The sequence below is a fragment of the Campylobacter sp. LMG 17559 genome (assembly GCF_024723605.1).
In the GTDB taxonomy this organism is placed as follows: domain Bacteria; phylum Campylobacterota; class Campylobacteria; order Campylobacterales; family Campylobacteraceae; genus Campylobacter_D.
Window position 1 is genome coordinate 1 of the sequence record NZ_JANQCZ010000027.1, and the last position, 4,410, is coordinate 4,410.

Consider the following 4,410-nt stretch of genomic DNA (forward strand, 5'->3'; position numbering starts at 1 on the left):
GCTTGGGTTTGAAAAAATTAAAAATGTAGATATGGTAGTGTTTGATGCGTATGTACATAGAGTGAAATTTAAGAAATTTTATAGATTTAAACAAAATGAGTTTTTTAATAAAGATGATTTTTTAAATTTCTTACTCAATCAAAAGCATTTTTGCTGGAGTGTTTGGGCAAAAGTATATAAGAATGATTTGATTTTAAAAAGCTTTGAATATGTTGATTTCAAAGAAAGACTTTGTTATGGGGAGGATGTGCTTTTTAACTATATAAATTTTATGCTAAGCGAAAGTTTCTTTGTGTCAAAAGAATGTATATATCATTACGAGTTTAATGAAAATGGTAGATATGAAAACAAAAATAAAGAAATTTTATGGCAAAATTACGAGCATAAAAAGCAAAGTTTAAAATACATTAAAAAATTAGCTAATATTTTTCCTTATAAGCATTTTAATGAAAAAATATTAGAAATCTTAGAAAAAGAAATTTTAGGATTGAAAAAGAGGATTGAAAGATCATGCTTGATAGAATACATATTTTCGTAAAATATAATTTTTATTTTCTGTTATCGTATATTTTTGTAAAATACAAAAAAAACATGGAAAAATATAAAATTTTAAATGACAGTTTAAAAGATAAAAAACATGAATTGAGCTCATCATGTGTTTTATTCAAATACTATTATACTAAAGAAATAAGAAGTGCAAATCTTGGTGATTATATACAAACTATAGCAACTCATGAAATTTTAAAGCAACACAAAAGTTACAATTTTACTTATTGGAACAGAGATGATTTAAATAACTACCCAAATAATTCCATTGCAATCATGCAAGGATGGTTTTCGCATACAATTGCTTTTATTCCAAATAGAAATATAACACCTATTTACATTGGTACTCATTTTAATAAATATATTCAAAATTTTATATCTTGCTACCCTTTTTTGCTAAAAAATCACGAAATAGGGTGTCGAGATCTATACACACTTAATTTTTTAAAATCCAATGGTTTTAATGCTTACTTCTCTAGATGTCTAACTCTCACTTTACCCAAAAGAGAAGAAAACTCAAATCAAAATAAAGTTTTTTTGGTAAATGTTGATTTAGAAATAAAAAAACTACTTCCAAAGAAAGTTCAACAAGAAGGAATTATGGTTAATCAAAAAAATATAATTGGAAATTATGATGACTTTAAGCATAATTGGAAATTATATTATGATAATGCTAAAGAATTTTTAGATAAATACAAAAACGAAGCTAAATTAATCATCACAACTGCGCTTCATTGCGCTTCGCCTTGCATTGCTATGGGTATTCCTGTAATATTAATTAGTGATGATCCAAATGAACAACTGAGTAGATTTTCAGCACTAGAAGGAATTATAAAAATCTACACTATAGAAGACTTAAAAAATGATAAAATAGATTTTAATCCTGAGTCCATAGATATAGAACAGCTAAAACAATACATGCTAGAAAATGTAGAATTAACTATAATAAAAGCTATGGGGGGGGGTATTGATGAAAATAGACTATTATTTATTAGAAATCAAATTACAAATTGGAAAAACTTATGACAAAACAGGAAATTAGTAGTTTTTGGTATACACCAAAAGGATATAAAAGTATAGGCTTAATGGAGCTTTTATCTATAAAATCTTTTATAGATAGTGGATATAAATTTATTCTTTATACTTATAATATTAACGATGAAATTTTTAAAAAATTAGATGAATTATTTGATGATTTTGAATTAAAAGATGCAAATGAGATTGTTTCTTTTAGAAATTATTTTAAGGATGACAGAGGAGCTGGTGTAGCAGCTTTTAGTGATTATTTTAGATTTAATTTACTTTATCTTAAAGGAGGAGTATGGGTAGATCTTGATATGATTTGTTTAAACTATATTGATTTAAACGAAGAATACATCTTTACACAAGAAGTAGATGAAGATAATACAAAATCAAGGATTACAACATCTTTTTTAAAATTTCCTCAATATTCTGATTTTGGAAAAAATCTTATACAAGAAGCAGAAAAAATTATCAACAAAAGAAAACAAATCCCATGGGGTATTATAGGTCCTTGGTTTTTAGCAGATCATGTAAAAAAATATGGTTTAGAAAATTTTGCTTGGGATTATAAAAGAACTTGCCAGATTTCATGGTGTAATGCGAAAAATTTTTTAGATAACAACACTTCAATAGACACCAATCAACCTTTCTTACATTTATTTTCAGAAATGTGGAGATTAAATAATATGGAGAAAAACACTTTTCATCAAATGGGAGTTTATGGACAACTTTTAAAAAAACACGAAATAGAAAAATTATATATGCAACTTCACAATCAACCCGCATCTATTTCAAATAAATTTACAAATCTTATACAAATATTATCTAAAAAATTTAAAAAGAAACCTACATGAGTCAAATTTCCATCATACTACCAACTTATAATGTAGAAAAATATATATCTAGAGCATTAGAAAGTTGTATAAATCAAAGCTTTAAAGATATAGAAATCATTGTAGTAGATGATTGTGGAAGTGATAAAAGTATAGATATAGCCAAAGAATATGCTAGCAAAGATAATAGAATAAAAATCATACATAATGAAGAGAATTTAAAACTTTTAAGAGCAAGATATGAAGGTGTTAAAGCAGCAACTTCACCTTATATTATATTTTTAGATCCTGATGATTATCTAGAACTTAATGCTTGTGAAGAATGTATTAAAATTTTAGATAAAGACAATAAAGTAGATTTAATATTTTTTGATGCATTTGTGTTAAATAACAATAGTAAAATAGAAAGGAAGTTAAATTTTCAAAAAAAATATTATACAAAAAAAGACTTTTTAAAGAAGCTATTAAAAACTAAAAATCTCTTTTGGACAATGTGGGGAAAAGTTATAAAAAAAGAGTTATATCTTAAGGCTTTTAGCTTAATACCACTAGAAAAAAATATCAAAATTAACATGGCTGAAGATGTTTTATTATATTATCCTTTAATAAATATCTCAAATACCATATTTCATCTGAGTAAAAATTTATATAATTATCAAATAAATAATTCATCCATAACCGGAACTATGATATTACAAAATATAAAAACAAATATGCAAGAGCAAGATAGCGTTACAACTCTTCTAAAAAAGATGCAACACAATTATAGTTTTAACCAGTCTTTGCTGTTTTTAATTGATTATTACCTATTAATTGAAAAAACACTATCGCTAGGTAAACAAAATTCTATTTATTTTAAAATTAATCTTATTTTTAAGAAAAATCGATTTAAATTTTATCGCTTTCTAAAGATGTAAGCTTTTCATATATTTGCTTTAATACTTTATATTTTAGCATTTCAAAGTCTATTTGATCTTTTAATTTTTCTTTATAATCCCTAATAAATTCATCCAAACCAATCCAAGTCAATTGATTGTAATATTTTTTTCTAGAACTTTTAATAAATGGAAAATGATAATTATTAAGTTCTGTATAAAAGAAAACTTTCTTTTCAAAAGATAAGACTTCATAAGATTTTGTAAATTTTGATTTAACATCAACTATATTCCAATTGAAACTATCTCCTTCAATCAGCACTTCTCTCCAAAATAAATTAGTATTTTGTATCAATAAACAATCTCCCGGGGCCCTTAAAACCATTCCATCTTTATCCCGATAAACATAAAATTTCCCATCGTTAAATACAAAATCTATTCTAGAATAACTAACCACATGATAATCTTTTTTAGGTATATAAAAACTCTTATATAATTTTTTAGCATCATAGTAATGATCCACATCTATTTTTATAAGCCATTCTCCTTGAGGAATAAAACTTGCAACATAATTATAATAACTATAAAGTTTATTTTCTTCGCTTTGTGGATTTTCAATTTGTACTTCATAAGGGTATTTTACTGGTATAAAAGAAGGATATTGCTTGCAAAATTCTAAAATAATCTCCTCGCTTCCATCGGTACAATCATTATACCCTATAACACCTCTTTGCACAGCAGGCAATATACTTTCCAAAGAAGCTCTTAGAGTTATAGCTTCATTTTTTACCCTTATAAAAGCCCAAGGATTTAAAGGAGATTTTGGATTTTTTGAATTTAAATCAAAATCAAAAAAACCTTGATGTTTTTTCATACCACAAATAGTTCTGTTAATCTCGAGAAAATAATCATTAGAAAATAAGATCATCTTATTTGCTAAATCTTCATTTAATATAGAGTTTACTTTTTGTAAAACAATGGTCTTATTGTCTAAAAAAAATCTTATTTTTTTTCTCACACAACTTATAGGTATAAAAAATAAAAATATTTTTATAATCACTTCTCTCATTTTTATACTCTTTTATTTTTCTTTTTTTTGATATAATACAAAAAACAACGAATGTGAAAGTGTA

4 protein-coding genes and 1 pseudogene are annotated in these 4,410 nt (G+C 24.9%); 4 read left to right on the forward strand and 1 reads right to left on the reverse strand.

Going from position 1 to position 4,410, the window contains the following annotated elements:
• The 4 genes and pseudogenes from CAMP5082_RS08060 to CAMP5082_RS08075 all read left to right on the forward strand — a co-directional run.
• A pseudogene (locus CAMP5082_RS08060) lies at positions 1 to 538 on the forward strand (glycosyltransferase family 2 protein); the annotation flags it as partial.
• Positions 539 to 591: 53 nt separating this feature from the next.
• Positions 592 to 1,572: a polysaccharide pyruvyl transferase family protein gene (locus tag CAMP5082_RS08065; protein WP_263694544.1), complete on the forward strand. Its 981-nt coding sequence runs from the start codon at positions 592 to 594 to the stop codon at positions 1,570 to 1,572.
• A complete protein-coding gene (locus CAMP5082_RS08070; RefSeq protein WP_337206413.1) occupies positions 1,569 to 2,423 on the forward strand; it encodes a glycosyltransferase in 855 nt (284 codons plus the stop codon). The genes CAMP5082_RS08065 and CAMP5082_RS08070 overlap by 4 nt, the downstream gene beginning before the upstream one ends.
• A complete protein-coding gene (locus CAMP5082_RS08075) occupies positions 2,420 to 3,319 on the forward strand; it encodes a glycosyltransferase family 2 protein (RefSeq protein ID WP_337206414.1) in 900 nt (299 codons plus the stop codon). Before CAMP5082_RS08070 ends, CAMP5082_RS08075 begins: the two co-directional genes overlap by 4 nt.
• Here the strand turns inward: CAMP5082_RS08075 and CAMP5082_RS08080 are convergent.
• Positions 3,291 to 4,352: a beta-1,4-N-acetylgalactosaminyltransferase gene (locus CAMP5082_RS08080; RefSeq protein WP_442863334.1), complete on the reverse strand. Its 1,062-nt coding sequence runs from the start codon at positions 4,350 to 4,352 to the stop codon at positions 3,291 to 3,293. The genes CAMP5082_RS08075 and CAMP5082_RS08080 overlap by 29 nt on opposite strands.
• Positions 4,353 to 4,410 lie beyond the last annotated feature (58 nt).